Source organism: Variovorax sp. GW822-FHT04E09, assembly GCF_058800845.1.
In genome coordinates, this window is the sequence record NZ_JBXAMR010000004.1 from 368380 (window position 1) to 387915 (window position 19536).

Annotated in this window: 19 protein-coding genes; 6 read left to right on the forward strand and 13 right to left on the reverse strand. The window is 69.2% G+C overall.

Translation table 11 applies throughout. The features are described 5' to 3' along the window. Window positions 1-9 precede the first annotated feature (9 nt). The 13 genes from AC1RL8_RS18735 to flgB form a co-directional block, all read right to left on the reverse strand. Window positions 10-1632 carry a methyl-accepting chemotaxis protein gene (locus tag AC1RL8_RS18735; protein WP_492685867.1) on the reverse strand — a complete coding sequence of 541 codons (1623 nt, stop codon included), beginning with the start codon at window positions 1630-1632 and terminating at the stop codon, window positions 10-12. 16 nt (window positions 1633-1648) lie between these two features. Further along, complete coding sequence (locus AC1RL8_RS18740; protein ID WP_492685866.1) at window positions 1649-3229, reverse strand: methyl-accepting chemotaxis protein; 1581 nt, start codon at window positions 3227-3229, stop codon at window positions 1649-1651. Window positions 3230-3419: 190 nt separating this feature from the next. Continuing rightward, a complete protein-coding gene (locus AC1RL8_RS18745; RefSeq protein ID WP_492685865.1) occupies window positions 3420-3701 on the reverse strand; it encodes a hypothetical protein in 282 nt (93 codons plus the stop codon). 9 nt (window positions 3702-3710) lie between these two features. Continuing rightward, a complete protein-coding gene (locus AC1RL8_RS18750) occupies window positions 3711-5276 on the reverse strand; it encodes a methyl-accepting chemotaxis protein (RefSeq protein WP_159278099.1) in 1566 nt (521 codons plus the stop codon). 70 nt (window positions 5277-5346) lie between these two features. After that, a complete protein-coding gene (flgJ, locus tag AC1RL8_RS18755; RefSeq protein ID WP_492685864.1) occupies window positions 5347-6339 on the reverse strand; it encodes a flagellar assembly peptidoglycan hydrolase FlgJ in 993 nt (330 codons plus the stop codon). Window positions 6340-6349: 10 nt separating this feature from the next. Further along, window positions 6350-7471, reverse strand: a complete 1122-nt coding sequence (locus tag AC1RL8_RS18760) for a flagellar basal body P-ring protein FlgI (protein ID WP_492685863.1) — start codon at window positions 7469-7471, stop codon at window positions 6350-6352. Next, window positions 7471-8166: a flagellar basal body L-ring protein FlgH gene (locus AC1RL8_RS18765; protein WP_489059609.1), complete on the reverse strand. Its 696-nt coding sequence runs from the start codon at window positions 8164-8166 to the stop codon at window positions 7471-7473. The genes AC1RL8_RS18760 and AC1RL8_RS18765 overlap by 1 nt, the downstream gene beginning before the upstream one ends. Further along, the gene (flgG, locus tag AC1RL8_RS18770; RefSeq protein WP_062469245.1) at window positions 8166-8948 is read right to left on the reverse strand and encodes a flagellar basal-body rod protein FlgG; all 783 of its coding nucleotides are present in this window, start codon (window positions 8946-8948) and stop codon (window positions 8166-8168) included. Before flgG ends, AC1RL8_RS18765 begins: the two co-directional genes overlap by 1 nt. Before the next feature lie 23 nt (window positions 8949-8971). After that, on the reverse strand, window positions 8972-9718 hold the full coding sequence (locus AC1RL8_RS18775; RefSeq protein ID WP_492685862.1) for a flagellar basal body rod protein FlgF: 747 nt from the start codon (window positions 9716-9718) through the stop codon (window positions 8972-8974). Between the two features lie 13 nt (window positions 9719-9731). Further along, on the reverse strand, window positions 9732-10946 hold the full coding sequence (gene flgE / locus AC1RL8_RS18780) for a flagellar hook protein FlgE (protein WP_070061528.1): 1215 nt from the start codon (window positions 10944-10946) through the stop codon (window positions 9732-9734). A gap of 82 nt (window positions 10947-11028) precedes the next feature. After that, the gene (locus tag AC1RL8_RS18785; protein WP_070061527.1) at window positions 11029-11715 is read right to left on the reverse strand and encodes a flagellar hook assembly protein FlgD; all 687 of its coding nucleotides are present in this window, start codon (window positions 11713-11715) and stop codon (window positions 11029-11031) included. Between the two features lie 44 nt (window positions 11716-11759). Further along, entirely contained in the window at window positions 11760-12155 is a 396-nt protein-coding gene (gene flgC / locus AC1RL8_RS18790; RefSeq protein ID WP_062469232.1) for a flagellar basal body rod protein FlgC, read from the reverse strand. Next, on the reverse strand, window positions 12152-12559 hold the full coding sequence (gene flgB, locus AC1RL8_RS18795; protein WP_492685861.1) for a flagellar basal body rod protein FlgB: 408 nt from the start codon (window positions 12557-12559) through the stop codon (window positions 12152-12154). The genes flgC and flgB overlap by 4 nt, the downstream gene beginning before the upstream one ends. A 221-nt stretch (window positions 12560-12780) precedes the next feature. On the opposite strand from flgB, the gene flgA reads away from it, so the two are divergent. The 6 genes from flgA to AC1RL8_RS18825 all read left to right on the forward strand — a co-directional run bounded on the left by flgA (window position 12781) and on the right by AC1RL8_RS18825 (window position 19311). Then, entirely contained in the window at window positions 12781-13479 is a 699-nt protein-coding gene (flgA, locus tag AC1RL8_RS18800; protein ID WP_492685860.1) for a flagellar basal body P-ring formation chaperone FlgA, read from the forward strand. A 96-nt stretch (window positions 13480-13575) separates the two neighbouring features. Then, window positions 13576-13872 (forward strand): flagellar biosynthesis anti-sigma factor FlgM, encoded by a 297-nt coding sequence (gene flgM / locus AC1RL8_RS18805; protein ID WP_159278104.1) that lies wholly within the window; start codon window positions 13576-13578, stop codon window positions 13870-13872. After that, on the forward strand, window positions 13869-14324 hold the full coding sequence (locus tag AC1RL8_RS18810; RefSeq protein ID WP_492685859.1) for a flagella synthesis protein FlgN: 456 nt from the start codon (window positions 13869-13871) through the stop codon (window positions 14322-14324). The genes flgM and AC1RL8_RS18810 overlap by 4 nt, the downstream gene beginning before the upstream one ends. Before the next feature lie 9 nt (window positions 14325-14333). Then, on the forward strand, window positions 14334-14768 hold the full coding sequence (locus AC1RL8_RS18815; protein ID WP_492685858.1) for a YadA-like family protein: 435 nt from the start codon (window positions 14334-14336) through the stop codon (window positions 14766-14768). Window positions 14769-14891: 123 nt separating this feature from the next. Continuing rightward, window positions 14892-15725, forward strand: a complete 834-nt coding sequence (locus AC1RL8_RS18820; RefSeq protein WP_390350035.1) for a response regulator transcription factor — start codon at window positions 14892-14894, stop codon at window positions 15723-15725. A gap of 571 nt (window positions 15726-16296) precedes the next feature. Next, window positions 16297-19311 carry a transglycosylase domain-containing protein gene (locus AC1RL8_RS18825; RefSeq protein ID WP_492685857.1) on the forward strand — a complete coding sequence of 1005 codons (3015 nt, stop codon included), beginning with the start codon at window positions 16297-16299 and terminating at the stop codon, window positions 19309-19311. Window positions 19312-19536: the final 225 nt, after the last annotated feature.

Sequence of the window (19536 nt, forward strand, 5' to 3'; positions counted from 1 at the left end):
TCTCCTCGTTCAATACGCATCCCGGGCGCCGGCACCCTCGCCCGCCCCGGTCCTGAATACCCCTGCGGCCCGGACCAGGCCCTCCGCCTGTTCCTGCAGCGACTGCGCCGTGGCCGACGCTTCCTCGACCAGCGCGGCGTTCTGCTGCGTCACCTGGTCCATCTGTGCGATGGCCTGGTTGATCTGCTCGATGCCCGAGGTCTGCTCCTGGCTCGCCGTCGTGATCTCGCCCATGATGTCGGTCACGCGCTTCACGCTGCCGACGATCTCCTGCATGGTCCGGCCGGCCTCGGCCACCTGCTTGCTGCCCGCCTCGACCTTCTCCACCGAGTCGCCGATGAGGGTCTTGATTTCTTTGGCCGCCGCGGCCGAGCGCTGCGCGAGGCTGCGAACCTCCGACGCGACCACGGCGAAGCCCTTGCCTTGCTCGCCCGCACGGGCCGCCTCGACGGCCGCATTCAGCGCGAGGATGTTGGTCTGGAACGCGATGCCGTCGATCACGCCGATGATGTCGACGATCTTTTTCGACGAGGCGTTGATCGAGCCCATCGTGTCCACGACCTGCGACACCACCGCGCCGCCCTTCACTGCCACTTCGGAGGCGGAGACGGCCAGTTGGTTCGCTTGCAGGGCGTTGTCCGCGTTCTGCTTCACCGTCGAGGTCAGCTCTTCCATCGACGCCGCCGTCTGCTCCAGCGAGCTGGCCTGCTGCTCGGTGCGCGAGGACAGGTCTTCGTTGCCCGAGGCGATCTGGCTCGACGCCGACATCACGCCGGCGACGTTCGCGCCCACGTCCGCGACGATCGCGAAGAGGTTGGCGCTCATCTGGTTCAGCGCGCGCAGCAGCCCCGCGATCTCGTCGCCCGGCCGCACCGTGAAGCGCACGAGGTCGCCGCCCGCGATGGTGCGTGCCACCTCGATGGCTTCGTCGAGCGGACGGAACACCGTGCGCGCGAGGAACGCACCGAGGCCCAGCCAGGCCAGCGCAGCGCCGAGGCTGCCCGCTGCCGCGGCGGTGGGCAGCCAGCTGTGCGCGCCGGACGCGGCCGTCAGGCGGGACGCTTCCATCCAGCCCAGCGCGCCCAGGCCCGCTGACAGCGCCGCCGCCGCGACGGTCACGCCGAACACGCGGCGGCGCACCGGAATGCGCCGCAGCCGCGCCAACGGATGGGCCCAGCCGCTGCGCACCACCTCGCCCTGCAGCAGTTCGAGGCCCTTGGCCTCGCCCTCGCGCATGCGGCGGTAGAGCGCATCGGCGGCCAGCACGTCCTCGCGCGCGGGACGGCTGCGCACGGACATGTAGCCCTCCACGCGGCCCTGGTGGCGGATCGGCGTGACGTTGGCGAGCACCCAGTAGAAGTCGCCGTTCTTGCGCCGGTTCTTGATCAGGCCGGTCCAGGGCAGGCCCTGGTCGAGCGTGCGCCACAGGTCGGCGAAGGCCTCGGGCGGCACGTCCGGGTGGCGCACGATGTTGTGCGCCTTGCCCAGGAGTTCGCCGGCCGTGAAGCCGCTGGCCGCGACGAAGGCCGGGTTGACGTAGGTGATGCGGCCCTTGAGGTCGGTGCGGGACACCAGGGCCTCTTCCTTCGAGAGTTCGTATTCGATGTCGGTGACGGGCAGGTTGACACGCATGGCCGGTGCGTCGCCTTCAGGCCAGGGCCAGCGCGTTGCCGTGGCTGCTGCTGCCGCCGAGGCGGAACACGCCGACGACCTGCGACAGGCTGCCCGCCTGCTCCTGCAGCGACTGCGCGGCGGCCGACGCTTCTTCGACCAGTGCCGCGTTCTGCTGCGTGACCTGGTCCATCTGCGTGATCGCCTGGTTGATCTGCTCGATGCCCGAGGTCTGCTCCTGACTCGCCGCCGTGATCTCGCCCATGATGTCGGTCACGCGCTTGACGCTGCCGACGATCTCTTCCATCGTGCGGCCCGCTTCGGCGACCTGCTTGCTGCCTTCTTCGACCTTTTCCACCGAATCGCCGATCAGGGTCTTGATTTCCTTGGCGGCGGCTGCGGAGCGTTGGGCGAGGCTGCGGACTTCGGATGCGACCACCGCAAAGCCTCGGCCTTGCTCACCGGCACGCGCAGCTTCAACCGCCGCATTCAACGCCAGGATGTTGGTCTGGAACGCGATGCCATCGATGACGCCGATGATGTCGACGATCTTCTTGGACGAAGCATTGATCGAGCCCATCGTGTCCACCACCTGCGAGACCACGGCGCCGCCCTTCACTGCCACTTCCGAAGCAGAGACGGCTAGCTGGTTCGCTTGACGCGCGTTGTCCGCGTTCTGCTTCACCGTCGAGGTCAGCTCTTCCATCGAAGCGGCCGTCTGCTCCAGCGAGCTGGCCTGCTCTTCCGTGCGCGACGACAGATCCTGGTTGCCCGAAGCGATCTGCCCCGAGGCTGTAGCGATGGTCTCCGTGCCCGTGCGCACTTCACCCACCACCTTGGCGAGATTCGCGTTCATGTCCTTCAGCGCCTGCATCAGCTGGCCCGCTTCGTCGCGGCTGTCCACGCGGATGTTCGCGCTCAGATCGCCGGCCGCCACGGTCTCGGCCACTTCGAGCGCGTGGCCCAGCGGGCGCACGATGCCCAGCGTGAGGCGCCAGGCGAACAGCGCACCCACCGCCAGCGCGATGGCCGACAGCACGAGCAGCGTGGTGCGGCCCTCGGTGTGGTCGGCCGCGATGCCCTTGGCGGCGGCGTCGATCTTCTCGCGCTGGTGGTTGGCCAGGTTTTCGACGGCGCCGGCGTAGACGGCGAGCGCCGCGCTGAACTTGGTGTCGACCAGCACATTGGCTTCGTCGATCTTCTTCTCGTCCTTGAGCTTGTTGAGCGTGCCCACGGTCTCGAGCACGACGACGCGCGCCGCGACCACCGCGGCATAGAGCGCCTTTTCTTCCGGCGTGGCGAGCATGGCTTCCAGCTGCTTCTGCGCCGGCGTGATGCGCGCCGAACCGGCCGCCTGGAGCTTGGCGAAATAGGCCGCCACATCGGGGTCGGTGGTCTTGACCATCGCGTAGTTGGCGACCGTGTTCGACTTGAGCAGGCTGAGCCATTCCGCCGCCAGCCGCTCCTTGACCAGCGCGCCCTGCACCATCTCGTCGGTGGCCTCGCCCACGTTCGTGAGGCGCAGCACGCCCGTGCCCGCAATGAACGCCATCAGCAGCAGCAGCACCGCGAAGCCGAGCCCCAGGCGGGTGCCGATTTTCAGATCCTTCAAACTCATTGCGCTTCTCTTCCTTCAATAACGGGGGACGGTGGCCGCATCGCGCGGCGGGCCACCGGCATGACATGACGGCATGGCGGGACGGCGGCCTGCGCCACCCCGTCTCTCTGTTATCGGCAGCGCGCCGCCAGACTTGAGTCTTTTTTCTAAAGAAAGGCGCGGATCGGGGCGCGGGCGCATGCGTTCCCTGTCAGGCGTCGGTGGCGTTGACGTGCTGGAACACCCGGTCCAGCCGCTCGGCGACCTTGGCCTCGTGACGGCTCGAATGGGCCCGCGCATGCGCTGCGAAGCCCGCGAGACCCAGGCCCGTCAGGCCGGCGGCACCCACGAGTGCCCACACGGCATGGAGCGCCCAGGCGCAACCGGTGCCGACATGGAAGCCGAGGAAGAGCGCCACGGCCAGCAGCAGGAGCAATGCGGCGAAGCCCATGCCGACGCGGCGCAGGGCTTTCGGATGGAAATGCGTGGACACGAGGCGTTCTCAGGCCGCAACGGCTTCGTCGGCGTCGAGCTTGAAGGTGCTCACGGCCTCGACCAGAGCGCCGGCCTGTTCCTGCAGCGACTGCGCCGCGGCCGAGGCCTCTTCGACCAGCGCCGCGTTCTGCTGCGTGACCTGGTCCATCTGCGTGATCGCCTGGTTGATCTGTTCGATGCCCGAAGTCTGTTCCTGGCTCGCCGCAGTGATCTCGCCCATGATGTCGGTCACGCGCTTGACGCTGCCCACGATCTCTTCCATCGTGCGGCCCGCTTCGGCGACTTGCTTGCTGCCTTCCTCGACCTTTTCCACCGAGTCGCCGATCAGCGTCTTGATTTCCTTGGCGGCGGCTGCGGAGCGTTGAGCGAGGCTTCGCACTTCGGAGGCTACGACGGCGAATCCGCGACCTTGCTCACCCGCACGCGCAGCTTCAACCGCTGCATTCAACGCCAGGATGTTGGTCTGGAATGCGATGCCGTCGATCACGCCGATGATGTCGACGATCTTCCTGGACGAGGCGTTGATCGACCCCATCGTGTCCACGACCTGCGACACCACAGCGCCGCCCTTCACTGCAACTTCCGAAGCCGACACCGCCAATTGATTGGCTTGCCGCGCGTTGTCCGCGTTCTGCTTGACCGTCGAGGTCAGCTCTTCCATCGACGCCGCCGTCTGCTCCAGCGAACTGGCCTGCTCTTCCGTGCGCGACGACAGATCCTGGTTGCCCGCCGCAATCTGCCGCGACGCCACCGCGATCGAATCGGTCGAGGCCTTGATGCGCGTCACGAGGTCGGTGAGCGTGTCTTCCATCTCGCCCATGCCGCGCAGCAGCCGGCCGAAGTCGCCGCCGCGCTCGGTCTCGAACTCCTGGCTCAGGTCGCCGGAGGCCACGGTCTCGGCGATCAGCAGCGCCTCGGCCACCGGATCGGCGATGCTGCGCGTGAGCAGCCATGCGAGCACCGCGCCCAGCGCCAGCGCGGCCACGGCCAGCGCGACGATGTAGAGGAGGCCCGCGCGGTACTGCGCGTCGATGGCCGCGGCGGTGCTGTCGATGTGCTTTTGCTGGTGCGCCACCATGGCGCGGATGCCCGCGTCGTAGCCGTCGAGCATCGGCAGCAGCTGCGTGTCGGTGCGCGTCGCGGCCTCGTCCTTGCGGCCTTCGGTCTTCAGCTGGAGGATCTGCTGGCGCAGCGCGATGTACTCGCCGCGCCGCTTCTGGATGTCGGCGCTCAGCGCCAGTTCTTCCGGCGACACGAGCAGCGCCTCGAGCGCCTTCTGCGTCTCGGAGATGGTGGCGCTGGTGGCGGCGATCTGCTTTTGCAGATGCGCCTGCACCTGCGCGTCGTCGCTCTTGAGCAGCGAGAAGGTGCGCACGCTGTTGGTGGCCGTGCCCAGCTGCCAGGCCGTGGCCAAGCGCTCCTTCGACAGGGTGCGCGAGGCCATGTCCTGCGTGGCCTCGCCCACGCCCTGCAGCCGCAGCACGCCGATGCCCGCCACGGCCACCAGCAGCGCCAGCACCAGCGCAAAGCCGGCGCCCAGCCGCATTCCGATCGTCCAGTTCTTTATCGTCATTCGCTTGTCTCCTCTCGGGGCCTCTCGTGTCGTTGTTCTCGGGTCCGGGCAGTCAGGCTGTGCGAAGGGCTCAGCCGAACTTCTGCATGATGCGAACCAGCTTCTCGCCGTAGCGCGGGTCGGTGGCATAGCCCGCGCGCTGCAGGCCGTGCGCGGCCTGCGCCGGGTCGGCAGTCGCCAGCACGTTCGCGTAGCGCGGGTTGCGCGTGATGAAGCGCGCGTAGTCGGTGAAGGCCTCCTCGTACGAGGCGTAGGCGCGGAACTTCGCGCGCACCTTCTGCGGCTCGCCGTCGATGTACTCGGTGGTCGTGGTCTCGACCGTCGCGCCCTTCCAGCCCTTGTCGGCCTTGATGCCGAAGAGGTTGAAGCTGGGCGTGCCGTCGTCGGCGCGGATCTCGCGCTTGCCCCAGCCGGATTCGAGCGCGGCCTGCGCCAGGATCAGCGGCGCGGGCACGCCGCTGGCGGCGCTGGCCGCCTGCGCGGAGGCGCCCATGCGGTCCACGAACGCATCGACCTGGCCTTGCAGCGAGGCGTTGGCGGCCGGCGCGGGGCCGCTCTTCATTTGATAGACACCAAGGTCGGCCGCCGTCGACACGCGCGCACCCGGCGACGAGCCGATGGGGATGCCCGCGCGCGGGCCGTACGGCAGGCCGGCGGGCGGCTCCAGCGACATCGGCCGCGTGCCGATGCCATCGTCGGCTTCGGGCGCCGCCGAAGGCAATTGCCGCCGCAGCTGCGCCAGCATCGCCTCGGCCAGCCCCACGCCGCGCCCCGAGAGGTTCTGCGTGAGCTGCTGGTCGAACATCGACAGGTAGACCTTCTGGTCCTGGCTGTCGAGCAGGCCGCTCGAAGGCGTCGCCTCGCGCATGCTCTTGAGCACCATGTTCATGAACAGCGCCTCGAACTGGCGCGAGACCTGCTGCAGGCCTTCTTCGGGCGAGGTGCGCACGGTGCGCCGCAGCGCATCGACGCCCTGCACGTCGAGCGCAAAGCGCTGGTCGAGCGCGCCGCTGCGGCTGGCCGCGTCGGCGCCGGTCCACGCGGTGTGGGAAGAGATGGTCATGACTCCGGCCTCAGATGATCTCGAGCTCGGCGCTCAAAGCACCGGCCGACTTCATGGCCTGCAGGATCGACACCAGGTCCTGCGGGTTCGCGCCCAGGCTGTTCAGCCCCTTGACCACATCGGCCAGCGAGGCACCGCCGCGCACCATCTGGATCGCGCCGCCGCCCTGGTTGACGGAAATCTGCGAGGTCTGCGCCACCACCGTGCTGCCGCCCGAGAATGCGCCCGGCTGGCTGATCACCGGCTCGGTGTTGATCACCACCGACAGGTTGCCGTGCGCGATGGCGCAGTCCTTCACGCGCACCGCCTGGTTCATCACGACCGAGCCCGTGCGCGCATTCACCACCACCCGCGCACCCGCCTGCGTGGGCGTGACCTCGAGCTCCTGCAGCTGCGCGAGAAAGCCCACGCGCCGCTGCGGCTCGGGCGCCTGCACGCGGATCACGCGCGCGTCCATGGCTTCGGCGGTGCCGGCGCCGAACTGGCGGTTGATGGCGTCCGTGGCGCGCTGCGCGGTGCCGAAGTCGGAGCGGTTCAGCTCGATGGTGAACGAGCCTTCCGCACCCACCGGCGCCTCGACCGTGCGCTCCACCAGCGCGCCGGCGGGAATGCGCCCCGAGCTCAGCTGGTTGACCTGCACCTTGCTGCCGTTGGCCGACGCACCCGCGCCGCCCACCACCATGTTGCCCTGCGCCACGGCGTAGGTCGCGCCATCCACGCCCTTGAGCGGCGTCATCAGCAACGTGCCGCCGCGCAGGCTCTTGGCATTGCCCATGGACGACACCGTGACGTCGATGTTCTGCCCCGGCCGCGCGAACGACGGCAGCGTGGCCGTCACCATGACGGCCGCCACGTTCTTCAGCTGCATGTTCACGCCCTGCGGGATCGTGATGCCCAGCTGCTGCAGCATGTTGTTCAGGCTCTGCGTGGTGAACGGCGTCTGCATCGTCTGGTCGCCCGTGCCGTCCAGGCCGACCATGAGGCCGTAGCCGATGAGCGGGTTGTCGCGCACGCCCTGGATGCTGGCGAGTTCCTTCAGGCGTTCCGCATGCGCGGGCGCGATGAACAGGAGCGCGCACAGCGCCGCGATGCGCCAGCGATTCGAGGTGCGCGAAGACTGGAGGTGTGTCATCAGAATGGCATCACATTCAAGAAGATGCGCTGCATCCAGCCCATGTGCTGGGCCTCGTCGATGTAGCCCTTGGCCGAGTACTCGATGCGCGCATCGGCCACCAGCGTCGAGGGCACGGTGTTGTTGCCCGACACGGTGCGCGGGTTCACCACGCCCGAGAAGCGGATGTACTCGGTGCCCTGGTTGATGCCCATCTGCTTCTCGCCGCTCACCAGCAGGTTGCCGTTGGCCATGACGTCGGTCACGGTGACGGTGATCACGCCGTTGAAGGTGTTGTTGGCGTTGGCGCCGCCCTTGGCGTTGAGCGTGTTGGTGCCCGACAGCTTGGTGTCCTGCCCGTCGAGCAGGCCGCCGATGAGCTTGGGAATGGCCGCGAACACGCTGGTCGTGTTGCCCGTGCGGCTGGCATTGGCGCCCGAGTTCTTGGTCGCGTTGACCTTCTCGCTGATGAGGATGGTGAGGATGTCGCCGACGTTGCGCGGACGGCGGTCTTCGAACAGCGCGTTGGCCCCGGGGCCGTCCTGGAAGATCGCGCCCGGGGCGCGGCGCGCCTGCACCGCCGCGTACTGGTCGGCACGCGCCGTCATCGGCTGGTGCACCAGCGGCTCGCGCGGCACCTGCGCGCAGCCGGCGGCCAGCGCGGTGGCGAGCAGCAGCGCCGCCGCACGGCGAAGAAGACGCACCCCCGCCCGCATCACAACTGGGCCAGGCGCTGCAGCATCTGGTCCGAGGTCTGGACCGCCTTGCTGTTGATCTCGTACGAACGCTGGGTGGCGATCATGTTGACCAGCTCTTCCACCACGTTGACGTTGGAGGCCTCGACATAGCCCTGGCTCAGCGTGCCCGCGCCGTCCACGCCGGGGTTCACCTGGTTGGGCGCGCCCGAGGCGTCGGTCTCGGCGTACAGGTTCTCGCCCTGGCTCTGCAGGCCCGTCGGGTTGACGAAGGTCGCGAGCTGCAGCTGGCCGACCTGCACGGTGTTGGTGCCGCCCGCCTGCACCACCGACACGATGCCGTCGCGGCCCACGGTGATGCTGGTGGCGTTGGCCGGGATGGTGATGGCCGGCTGCACCGGGAAGCCGCTGGCGGTGACCAGCTGGCCGTCGCGATCGGTCTGGAACGAGCCGTCGCGCGTGTACGAGGTGGTGCCGTCGGGCATCAGCACCTGGAAGAAGCCGCTGCCGCTGATGGCCACGTCGGTCGGCTTGTCGGTCTTGGTGAGGTTGCCCTGCGAGTGGATGCGCTCGGTGGCGACCACGTGCACGCCGGTGCCGACCTGCAGGCCCGAAGGCAGGCGCGTCTGGTCGGAGCTCTGGCCGCCGACCTGGCGCAGGTTCTGGTAGACCAGGTCTTCGAACACGGCGCGGCTGCGCTTGAAGCCGGTGGTGCCGACGTTGGCCAGGTTGTTGGAGACCACGTCGAGCTGCGTCTGCTGCGCGTCCAGGCCGGTCTTGGCGATGTAGAGGGAGCGGATCATTGAAAGGAGTTCCTGGAAGAGGGTCAGCCGTAGGCCAGCAGCTTGTTGGCGGTCTGCGCGTTGATGTCGGCGGTCTGCAGCGACTTCATCTGCATCTCGAAGCTGCGGGCGTTGGCGATCATGGCCACCATGGCATCGACGGGCTGCACATTGCTGCCCTCGATAGCGCCCGAGATGAGCGTGACGGCCTCGTCGGCCTCGGCCGGCGGCAGGTCGGCGCGCATGCGGAACAGGCCGTCGTCGCCGCGCACGAGGTCGGTCACGGGCGGGTTGACGAGCTTGAGCCGGCCCACCTCGGCGATGCCGGTGAGCGTGGTCGAGGCCGCGTCGCGCGAACCCACGAGGCCGTTGGACGCAATGCTCACGGCCGAACCCGGCGGCACGGTGAGTGCGCCGTTGTCGCCCACCACGGGGCGTCCGCCCATCGTTGTGAGCTGGCCGTCGGCGCCGATCTGCAGGTTGCCGACGCGCGTGTAGGCCTCGCTGCCGTCGGCCGCCTGCACCACCAGCCAGCCCTGGCCGCCCACGGCCACGTCGAGCGCGCGGCCGGTCTGCGTGAGCGGGCCGTGCGTGAAGTCGGCGCCGGGCGTGGTGGCGGCCACGAAGGCGCGCGTGGGCGCTTCGTCGCCGACCACGGGCACGGCGCGGAAGGTCGCGATCTGCGCACGGAAACCCGGCGTCGAGACGTTCGCCATGTTGTTGGCGACCACGGCCTGCTGCTCCATGGCCTGCTTGGCGCCGCTCATGGCGACATACAGCATTCGATCCACGAAGTGCTCCCGATCAGCGGATGTTCATGAGCGTCTGCATGACCTGGTCCTGCGTCTTCACGGTCTGCGCATTGGCCTGGTAGTTGCGCTGCGCGACGATGAGGTTCACCAGCTCGGAGGTCAGGTCGACGTTGGACGACTCCAGTGCGCCCGAGGCCAGCGAGCCGGCCTTGGTGCCTTCGCCCGGCGTGCCGGTGAGCGCATTGCCCGAGGCCTGCGTCTCGGCCCACACGTTGTTGCCCTTGGGCTCCAGGCCGTTCGGGTTGGCGAAGGACGACAGCACGACCTGGCCCAGCAGGCGCGTCTGCTCGTTGGAGAACTTGCCGGTGATGGTGCCGTCGGGGTTGATCGAGAACGCGGTGAGCTCGCCCGACTTGTAGCCGTCCTGGCCCAGCTTGCTCATGCCGTTGGCGCTGCCGAACTGCGTGGTGCCCGTGAGGTCGACCGAGGCGGTGAGCGGCGAGGCGCCGTTGGTGAAGGTGAGCGGCCCGATGTTGAACGCGCCCGAGGCCGGTGCGGTCATGACGCCCTTGGCGTCGAAGGTCACGTTGGACAGCGCGGCGCCGCCGTTCAGCGGCGCGCCGTCGGAGGTGCCGTACACGCTCCAGGTGTTGGCCGCCGTCTTCACGAAGTACACGGCCACGTCGTGCGGGTTGCCCAGCGAGTCGTAGATGGGGCCGATGGCGTTCGGGTAGTTGTAGGTGGCGGCATCGGTGGGGTTGAACGGCGTCTTGGTGGGCACCGTGCTGCGCGCGTCGAGGTTGAACTGCGCGTCGATGTTGGCCGTGGGCTTGGGCGGCATCATGCCGCCCTGCACCTGGATCGGGCCCGGCGTGCCGCCGCTGATGCCGCCGCTGGCGTTGGCGCCGTAGCCGGTGAGCTGCAGGCCCTGCGCGTTGACGATGTAGCCGTCCTTGTCGCGCGTGAACTGGCCGTTGCGCGAGTAGAAGACCTCGCCGCTGGGGCTGGCCAGGCGAAAGAAGCCGTCGCCGTTGAGGATGGCCACGTCGAGGGGGCGCGTGCTGGACTGCGTCACGCCCTGCGTGAAGTTCTGCGTCACGCCCGACACCGAGGCGCCCAGGCCCACGCGCGAGCCGGCGTACACGTCCTGGAAGGTGGCGGCGGCCGACTTGTAGCCCACCGTGCCCGAGTTGGCGATGTTGTTGCCGATGACGTCGAGGTTGGCCGCGGCCACGCCGAGTCCGCTGATGCCTTGGGAGAAACTCATGAGGGGGTCCTTGTTCGGTGCGAGGAAGAAGAGTGCGAAGGGCGCGGCCCGCACGGGCCACGCCGAAGACGAAGACGAAAGCTCAGAGGAACAGGCGCACGTCGCCCAGCCCGATGCTGGCGCCCGAGGCCAGCTCCAGCGTGACGCCGCCGGCGCCCTGCTTCACGGCGGCCACCTGCGAGAAGGTGAGCGCGGTGGCCTTCACCGTGGTGCCGTTGTTGCTGGCATCGACCGTGAAGCGGTAGGCGCCCGGCGGCACCGCCACGCCCAGGTCGTCCTTGCCGTCCCAGGTGACGGCGTTGACGCCTTCCTTCATGGCGCCCGCGTCGAGCGTGCGGATCACCTTGCCGGTGCTGTCGACGATCTTGATCTCGACATCGGCGGCGGTGCCCGGCAGCTGCACGGCGAAGGCCTGCGTGGCGGGGTCCTTGCCGTCCTCGGGCTTCTTGGTGGTGAGCACGTCGCCGGGCGACAGCACGTTGTAGCCGATGAGCGAGGTGGCCTGCAGCAGCTGGTTGGCGCCGGTCTGGTTGACGAGGCCGGAGAGCGTGGCGTTGAGCTTCTCGATGCCGCTCACGGTGCTCATCTGCGCGAGCTGCGAGGTGAGCTCGGCGTTCTGCATCGGGTTGAGCGGGTCCTGGTTGTTCAGCTGCGTGACGAGCAGCTTGAGAAAGCGCTGCTCGCTGTCGGCGCTGGACACGTTGTTGTTGCTGTTCGCCGCCGTGGGCGCGTTCAGCCCGCTGATGGACGAGGTGTCGGAAAGGGCCATGGGGTCGGTGTTCTTCCTGCGGGAGGCGCGTGTGCGTGCGTGGGTTACTGGCCGATGGTCAGCGTCTTGACCATCAGCGTCTTGGCGGTGTTGAGCACCTCGACGTTGGCCTGGTAGCTGCGCGAGGCCGAGATCATGTTGGTCATCTCCTCGACCACGTTGACGTTGGGCATCGCCACGTAGCCCTCGGCATTGGCGTGCGGGCTCTTCGGGTCGAACACGAGCTTGGCGGGCGACGGGTCTTCGATGACGCCGGCCACCTTGACGCCGCCGATGTCGCGCCGGCCCGAGGCCGCCACCTCGAACACCACCTGCTTGGCGCGGTAGGGCTGGCCGTCGGGGCCGGCCACGCTCTCGGCGTTGGCGAGGTTGCTCGCGGTCACGTTCATGCGCTGCGATTGCGCAGTCATGGCGGAGCCCGCCACGTCGAAGATGTTCATGGCTGTACCGCCGACAGGAGCGACTTGATCTTGGCGTTGATGAGGGTCAGGTTCGACTCGTAGCGCAGCGCGTTGTCGGCGAAGGCCACGCGCTCGACGTCCATCTCGACCGTGTTGCCGTCGAGGCTGGACTGGTGCGGCACGCGGTACTGCAGGTCGTCGGCGGCCGTGGCCTGCGCCTGGCCCGCGAGGTGGCGCGACGAGGTGGTGGCCATCGACACCGACGAGGCGGCGCGGCCGCGCTCGACGGCCTCGCTCAGGCGCGCGCCGAAGTCGAAGTCGCGCGCCTTGTAGTTCGGCGTGTCGGCATGGGCGATGTTGGCCGCGAGCACCTCCTGGCGCTGGGCCCGGAGATGGAGCGCTTCGCGGTGGAAGCGAAACGCCGCATCCAGCTTGTCGATCATCTTTGTTCCATCTGTTGAGGCGTCGCCAGTGCACGGGGCGCAGCGACCGATGGAAAGCAAGTCTATGCATGCGGCGCGTTGGCAATCGTCCGAACAAAGGGGGGTTTCGCCTGCTGCTCGCACCTTCGCCGGCGGGGTGAATTCATAAGAATCCAGGGGCGCCGGTTGCGGCTTTCCTGCACCGGCGTCCTCATTTTTCTGGCCCTCTTCTTTCGCTTTCGATGACCCTCTCGCCGCTTCGCCAACGCCTGCTGCGCACTGCCTGCGCGGTGGGGCTGTCGTGCGCGATGTCGACCGGTGCGATCGCAGGCGACGCGGCCGCGAAGGCGGTCGAGACCTACCTCCAGGTGCAGAGCGCCGGCCTGCCGGGCAAGGTGACGGTCAGCCTCGAAGGGCGCGGCACCGAGGCCCTGCCCCCGTGCGAAGCCCCTGAGGTGTTCCTGCCGCCGGGCGTCACGCCGTGGGGCCGCGTCTCGGTGGGCGTGCGTTGCGATGCCGAGCGGCCGTGGACGCGCTTCGTGCAGGCGCGTGTCGCGGTCGAAGGCCGCTACCTGGTGGCCGCGCGCGCCATCGACGCGGGCCGGGCGCTGGGCGCCGGCGACGTGGTCGAGCGCACCGGCGACCTCACGCGGCTGCCGCGCTCGGTGGTCACCAGCGCGGCCGAACTGGTCGGGGTGGTGAGCGCCAACCGCGTCGCGCCCGGCGCCCCGATCCGCAAGGAACTGCTGCGCGGCGTTGCCGTGATCCAGCAGGGCCAGGCCGTGAAGGTGGTGGCGCAGGGGCCGGGCTTTGTCGTCAGCACCGAGGCCAAGGCCCTGAGCGGTGCCGCGGTGGGCGCGGTGGTGCAGGCCAGGACGCTGGACGGCCGGGTGATCCGCGGCGTGGCCGACGAGGAAGGACAGGTCCGGCTGGTGCAGTAGCGGCCGCCGCGTTGGCGCAGGCTTCACTTCATGCACGCCCTTCCTAAAGTTCTTGCACCGGCTGCCGATATACGGGTCAGCCCCTGAGGAATCACCTTGAAAATCGATCCCACCGCCCCTTCGGCCACGCCCCTGCACCGCACACCTGCACCGGGTGCGCCGGCTCCGTCGACGCCCGCCGAGGCCGTGCAGCGCCCGAAGGAAGCAGCGCCCGTCTCCGCGCTCGTCCATGCGATGCCCGCCGCCGTGGGGGGCAGCGATTTCGACGCCGCGCGCGTGGCCGCCATCCGCGAGGACATCCGCGCCGGCCGCTACGAGATCCGCCCCGAGCGCATCGCCGACGGCCTGCTGGCCAGCGTGCGTGAGCTGCTCGCGCCGAAGGGCCAGGCATGAGCACCTTGCTGGCGCACCTGCGCGCGGAAGCGGGCTGCATCGGGGACTTCCTTGTCGTGCTGGACCAGGAGGCGCAGGCCATGTCGGCCAGCGACTTCGACGCGCTCAACGCCATTGCCGGCCGCAAGACCGCGCTGCTGGACCGCATGGCCGAACTCGACCAACAGCGCGAATCGCTGCAGGCGGCGCTCGGCTTCGCGCCCGGCCGCGCGGGTGCGGACGCCGCCGCGGCCGCGGGCGGTGCGCCGACGCGCCAGGCCTGGAGCGAACTGCTCACGCTCGCCGAAGACGCGCGCAACCGCAACCTGCACAACGGCACGCTCGTGTACGCGCACCTGGACTTCACGCAGCAGGCGCTGCACTTCCTGCAGGCCCGCGCCCAACCTTTCTACGGCCCCGACGGCGTGCGCAAGACGCAGGCCGGCGCGGGCACCCGGCTGGCCGCCGGCTGAACAGCAGCCGTGAACGCGTCCGCACGTTTCGCCCTCCGACGCACCGCGATCCTGCGGGTGCTGATGCTGTGGCTCGCGTGCGCCAGCGCCCATGCCTTCGAACTGGCGCCCGCCGTGCGCCCGGACGACGCCATCAACCTGGGCCAGCTGCACCCGGTGCGCGCGGCCGTCGGCGAGACGGCGCGCATCGCCTACTCGGGCGCGGCCATGGCCATCGCGATGTCGGCCGCCTACGTGCCGACGTACCGGCCGGGCGAACAGGCGATCGGCCTGGCCTTCGGCAGCTACCGGGGCTATTCGGCCGCGGCACTGGGCTTCAAGCGCAGCTCGGACGACGGCGACATGGCCTGGGGCATGGGTGTGTCCAGCACGGGCCGGGACTGGGGCTTCAACGCGGGCATCGGCTGGAAGCTGCCGCGCAGCACGGCCGCCGCCCGCCCCTGAGCCCACGCCATCGCCCCGGGACGCCCTTCACCACCTTCGCATGGATGCCACCGACATGAAGACCTCTCCTGCCACGCCAACGCCCCGCCACGAGAAGGTCGCACGCCGGGGAGCCCGCGCGTGATGGCCGCGCAGCAGGGCGCGCGCCGCATCGCGATGGTGGGCTGCGACGAGGCGCAACAGGCCGGCTGGGGCAACCGCCTGCGCCTGATGGGCTGCGATCCCGTGTGCTTCGACGACAGCACGGACTTCCTGCTGGCCATCACCCAGGGCCTGCAGTTCGGCCTGCTGCTGGTGGTGCTGAAGGACGAAGGTGCCTGGCCGATCCTCACGGCGATGTGCCGCGCGCTGCGCATTCCCATCTTCCTGGTGGCGCGCGCCTCGCAGCGCGACCTGCTGGTCGACGTGCTGTCGGCCGCCGGCGGCGAGACGCAGGGCGCGAGCATCGACTTCGCGGTGCTGCCCGTCGACGAGTTCGAGGTGGAGTTGCGCGTGCGCGAATCGCTGCGGCGCAACCGCACGCTGCTGCAGCCGCACGCCACGGCCGCGTGCTTCGGCGACTACCAGTTCCTGGGCGAGCGCCGCGTGGTCGTGTGCCACGGCACCGAGGTGCGCCTGAAGCCGCGCGAGTTCGAACTGGCGCTGCTGCTGTTTCGCAACGCCGGCCGGTTGCTGGAGCGCGACTGGCTGCTGGCCTCGCTGTGGGTGGATGCGCGCATCGAACGCACCAGCCGCACGCTGGACTGCTGCGTGGCCAGCATCCGCCGCAAGCTGTCGCTGCACAAGGGCGGCGAGTTCGTGCTGGTCTCGGTGTATGGGCGCGGCTACGAGCTGCGGCACATGGCGCCGGCCGCGCGGCGCGCGTCGGACGTCGACGAGGCGCCGCTGATCGACACCGCGGACTTCCCGGACACCTCGAACGAGCCGGTGTGGCTCGGCGAAAGCGCGCGAGCCTGAGCATGCGTCCGCGCGACAAGAAAACCGTGACGACCTCCGGCCTCGAGGAACCACCCCGAAGGGCGGGTGCCGAAGCGTCCTCTACCAACGCCAGAAGACCGTCGCCGCCAGTATCCGCGCCTTACCTGAAGACAGGCTGAAGCCCCGCACAAAACCCTTCTGCTTCCGCACTCAGCCGCCAGTCAGCGAACGCACGTTCAATGGCAGGCCACATCGTGAGGGGGAGATCGATTGCAGGACACCATGAGACTACTCGCAGAGGCATCGCTGATTCTTGCCCTGGCCATCGTCCTCGGCGGGTTGGTGCTCGGGCTGCTGGCGGGCCCACAGGATTCCGACGACTAGTGGGGTGTCCGAGGTCGTGAAGGGTTAGCAGGTCAGTTCGCCCTGAGATAGATCCGCACGTCCGTGCAGATCGACATGCGCCATGTGTGTCGAGGTACCTCTTCTGCCGCGCGGCGGAAGTGCATGACTCCGGCCGATTGCGTCGTCGCACGCATGCCAAATCGCCTCAAAAAGCGCATCATCGTCACTGACGAACCCATGGTGTGGACTGTTCGCGAGGCAGAGCATGACTTGGTTCAAGAAGCTTGTCTGGATCGGCGCGGGACTCGCCGTGGGAGGCGGGCTTGCCCTGTTCGTGCTGGACGAATTGAAGACGTCCCGGCTGCAATCGGCCCTGTGGCGCGACCTGGCCGAGGGCGCCCGCTTCAGCGTCGAAGACGGTGCCAGCGATGCCATCCGCTTTCCCCGGACCGGGCCCTACGACGAGCGGCTGGGCTACCACCAGCTGCCGGGCTACGTCGAACGCCTGGCGCCGCAGGGCTATGTCGTCACCCGCCAGGCCCGCATGTCGCCGCGGCTGCTCGAACTGCAGGACTACGGGCTCTTCGCGCCCTACCGTGAGAAAAACCAGGCCGGCCTGACCGTGCGCGACTGCCGGGACACGGCGCTGCTGCACACCCGCGTGCCCAAGCATGCCTACGAGCGTTTCGAGGAGGTGCCGCCGCTGCTGGTGAGCGCCCTGCTCTTCGTCGAAGACCGCCATCTGCTGGACGCGCAGCCGCTGCAGCGCAACCCCGCAATCGATCCGGAACGCTTCGCCAAGGCGGCGCTCGAGCAGGCGCTGCGCGCGGTCGGCCTGGGCCAGACGGCGACGGGCGGCAGCACGCTGGCCACCCAGCTCGAGAAGTACCGCCATTCGCCGCAGGGCCGCACCGGGTCGGTCGGCGACAAGCTGCGCCAGATGGCGTCGGCCTCGCTGCGCGCCTACCAGGACGGCGACGACACGCAGGCGCGGCGCCGCCAGATCGTCGTCGACTACCTCGACACCGTGCCGCTGGCCGCACGCCCGGGCATGGGCGAGGTGCACGGGCTGGGCGACGGCCTGTGGGCCTGGTACGGGCGCGACTTCGGTGAAATCAACCGCCTGCTCGCCGATCAGGCGGAAGAGGCGGCAGCGCCCACGGACGAGGCGCTGCGGCAGCAGGCCGAGGCCTTCAAGCAGGCGCTGTCGCTGATGATCGCGCAGCGCCGTCCGTCGCAGCACCTGCTCGGCGACGGCGCCAGCCTGGCGCGGCTGACCGACAGCTACCTGCGGCTGATGGCCGAGGCCGGCCTGATCTCGCCCACGCTGCGCGACGCGGCGCTGCCGCTGTCCTTGCACCTGCAGCCCCCGCTGCCGCCGACGCCCCGGCCCGACTTCGTGCAGCGCAAGGCCGCGACCGCGCTGCGCACCCACATCGGCACGCTGCTCGACGTGCCACGGGCTTACGACCTGGAGCGCCTGGACCTCGAGGCCGAAACCAGCCTGGACGGCGAAGCGCAGGCGCTGGTGGCGCGCGTGCTGGCCGGCCTGCGCACGCCCGCCGCGACGAAGGCCGCGGGGCTGGTCGGCTCCCACATGCTCGACCCGGGCGCCGACCCCAGCCCGCTGATCTACAGCTTCACGCTGTTCGAGCGCAGTGCCGGGACCAACCTGCTGCGCATCCAGGCCGACAACATCGACCAGCCCTTCGACGTGAACCAGGGCGCGCGGCTGGACCTGGGCTCGACCGCCAAGCTGCGCACCCTGGTCAGCTACCTGGAGCTCGTGGCCGAGCTGCACGCGGGCTGGGTCGACCTGAGCCCGGCCCAGCTGTCGGCGCTGGCGCCGAACCCGCGCGACCCGCTGGGCACGTGGGCGCGGCAGTACCTCCTGCGCGCCAAGGATCGGCGTCTTGCGCCGATGCTGGAGGCGGCGATGGAGCGCAAGTACTCGGCGAACCCGGGCGAGGCCTTCTTTACCGGCGGCGGCCTGCACCAGTTCGAGAACTTCGAGCGCTCGCGCAACAGCAGTTCGATGACCGTGCGCGAAGGCTTCAAGCATTCGGTCAACCTGGTGTTCATCCGCCTGATGCGCGACCTGGTGCGCCACCGCATGTTCGGTGGCGCGTCGGGCGCCGAGCGCCTGCTGAAGGACCCCGCCGACCCGGGCCGGCGCGAGCTGCTCGCGCGCTTTGCCGACCGCGAAGGCTCAGCCTTCCTCAGCCGCTTCCATCGCAAGTACCAGCACCTGCCGGCCGCGGACGCCGAAGCGCTGCTGCTGCGCGGCCTGAAGCCGTCGGCACCGCGCCTGGCGAGCGTGCTGTTCACCATCGAGCCCGAGGCCGACGACGCACGGCTCGACGCACTTCTGGTGCAGCGGCTGGGACGCGGCGCCGACTCGCCGCGCGCATTGGGGACGCTGCGCCGCACCTACGCCGGCCTGTCTCTGGCCGATCGTGGGTATGTCGCGCGCGTGCATCCGCTGGAGCTCTGGCTGGTCGGCTACCTGCGGCGCCACCCCGGCGCCTCGCTGACCGAGGTGCTGGACGCGAGCGTGCGCGAACGCCAGGAGGTCTACGCCTGGCTCTTCAAGACGCGCCACAAGAGCGCGCAGGACAGGCGCCTGCGCGAGCTGATCGAACTCGACGCCTTTGCGCAGATTCATCGTTCCTGGCAGCGCGTGGGTTACCCGTTCGCATCGCTGACGCCGTCGTACGCCAGCGCGATCGGCGCGTCGGGCGACCGGCCGGCCGCCCTGGCGGAGCTGATGGGCATCCTCGCGAACGACGGCGTGCGGCTGCCCACGCAACGGGTCGGCGCCCTGCACTTCGCGCGCGACACGCCCTACGAGACACGGCTGGAGCCGCGCCATGCGAGCGCGCAGCAGGTGCTGCCCGCCGAGGTGGCCGCCACGGTGCGCCGTGCCTTGGTCGAGGTGGTGAACGACGGCACCGCGCGGCGGCTGAAGGGCGCGCTGGTGGACGAGAGCGGCCGCGCCCTCGAGATCGGCGGCAAGACCGGCACCGGCGACCATCGCTACGAACAGACCGGCCGCGGCGGACGGGTGATTTCGCAGCGCAAGATCGACCGCTCGGCCACCTTCGTTTTCATGATCGGCGACCGCTACTTCGGCACGATCCTGGCCTACGTCCACGAGCCCCACGCCGCCCGCCACCGGTTCACGAGCGCGCTGCCGACGCAGCTGCTGAAGTCGCTGGGGCCGCAGTTGCTGCCGGTGCTGCAGCGCAGGGTGTGTGAGGGGCCGCAACGGGCGCCATGAGGCGCATGGGCGGCCCAAAGACAAAGCCCCTGTAGCAGGGCTGCTACAGGGGCTTGAATCTGGAGGAGAGGGAGGGAGCCAAATTATAAAATCAGCGCCACCCAATAGCAACCAGCAAAGTACAAAAAACCTTTGCCTGCAAGCACTTACAAAAAATTGACCACCCAATAACACCCAACACGGCCATTAACGGCCATCACAAATAATGGGCAAAAGCATAGGCAT